At 66.3% G+C, this 1,349-nt stretch carries 2 protein-coding genes; one reads left to right on the top strand and one right to left on the bottom strand.

The features are described 5' to 3' along the window. On the top strand, positions 1-456 hold a 456-nt coding region (locus AC1DUU_RS32145), incomplete at its 5' end, for a S8 family serine peptidase (protein ID WP_476787337.1). A gap of 59 nt (positions 457-515) precedes the next feature. On the opposite strand, the gene AC1DUU_RS32140 is transcribed toward AC1DUU_RS32145, so the two are convergent. Further along, positions 516-1,349 (bottom strand): glycerate kinase family protein (locus AC1DUU_RS32140; protein ID WP_476787336.1); only part of this gene is annotated, 834 nt, incomplete at its 5' end.

The raw sequence follows: 1,349 nt of genomic DNA, 5'->3' as shown, positions 1-1,349 counted from the left end.
AGCCTGACCGGCCCGGCGAACCTTCTGCTCGAGCGCACTGTCGAGTTGGCGGCGCAGCGCGACATCGTATTGGTCGCGGCCGCCGGCAATGGCGGCCCGCGCGCGGCCCCGCTTTATCCCGGCGCCTATGAGGAAGTGATTGCGGTGACGGCGATCGACCGGCGCAAGAATGCCTACCGGCGCGCTGGCGCAGGCGACCATATCGACATCGCGGCACCAGGCGTCCAGGTCTGGACGGCGGCCTCGGTCAAGGGTGCCTCGTCCAAGACGGGCACGTCTTTCGCAGCCCCCTTCGTCACGGCTGCTGCGGCGATGATCAAGGCTGCCAATCCGCAACTCAAGGCCGACGAAGTCGAAGCGTTGTTGCGTCAAGGTGCCGAAGACCTGGGCAAGCCCGGCAAGGACCCGGTGTTCGGCTGGGGCCTGCTCAACGCACGGACGATCTGCCAGAGCTGACAGCAGCCTCACGAAAGTGCCACCGCGAAATCCGCGGTGGCTCTTTCGTTGCCTCTTCGTCAGGCGGCGGCGCGGGACGGAGTTTTCGCGCGCGGAGGCTGCTTTTGGCTGCGCCGCACGGCACTGGCCTGATTGAGGCGCATGCCGACCAGGATCATGCGCGAGGCGTCCTCGGCGGCGCGCACCAGCAGCTTCGATGCGGCATCAATGGCTTCGTCGAGGCTGCACGGACGCTTGAGGATCGAGGCAAAGGCGTCGATACCGTGCTCGAAATTGAGCGTCACACCTTTGCCGATGGTGCCGGCAAGCGCGATCACCGGCAGGCCTGCTGCCTTGGCCCTGTGACCGACCTCCGCCGGCACCTTGCCGAAAGGGGTCTGGCCATCGAGGCTGCCTTCGGCGGTGATGATGAGATTGGCGCGGGCGATCAGACTGTCGAGGTCGAGATAGTTCATCACGATTTCGTAGCGCGGGTGAAGTTTACCGGACAAAAGTCCAAGTACGGCGGCACCGAGCCCGCCCGACGCGCCAGCGCCTTCAGCCGCGCCAACGTCGATGCCGGTGGTGGCAAGGATATGCGCGGCGTAGTTGTCCATGGCCTGCGCCAGAAGCTCGACCTGCTCGGGCGTTGCCCCTTTTTGCGGACCGAAGACCCTTGCAACGCCACGCGGGCCCAGTAGCATGTTGTGCCAGTTGACAGCGGCATCGATGCGGACGCTTTCGAGGCGCGGGTCGCGGCCCGACATGTCGATGCTGGCGAGCCTTGCGAGTTCCGCGCCGCCTGCGGCGAGCAGCCGGCCTTCATTGTCGAGGAAGCGCACGCCAAGCGCTTCGGCCATGCCGGCGCCGCCGTCGTTGATGCCGCTGTCGCCGCAGCCGAGCAGAATACGCTC

This window comes from Aminobacter sp. P4_H6_2 (assembly GCF_056400805.1).
The sequence above is the reverse complement of the archived record's forward strand: the minus strand, read 5'-3'. Positions and strand labels throughout refer to the sequence as shown.